The 221-nt window shown below is 49.8% G+C and carries 1 protein-coding gene; it reads left to right on the forward strand.

The annotated features are described in order from the left end of the window. Positions 1–221 (forward strand): condensation domain-containing protein (locus HFE01_RS26875; RefSeq protein WP_167438894.1); only part of this gene is annotated, 221 nt, incomplete at both ends.

Raw genomic sequence — 221 nt, forward strand, 5'->3', positions numbered from 1 at the left:
AAGCAGCAGCCTCATACTGGAAAGATTATTTGCTGGGCTATGATCAACAAACGTCGATTCCAACCGGAAAAGTCGGCGCGAAAGCGGACGGTGCACAATTTGAGCATGTGCTGTGCGATCTAGGTAGGGATTTGACAGGACGCATGGAAATGGTAGCCAAGCAGTACCACGTGACCCCGAATACATTACTGCAAACAGCCTGGGGCTTACTGCTTCAAAAG

Origin of the sequence: Paenibacillus sp. EKM10P, assembly GCF_011800655.1 — a bacterium.
Lineage (GTDB): Bacteria > Bacillota > Bacilli > Paenibacillales > Paenibacillaceae > Paenibacillus > Paenibacillus polymyxa.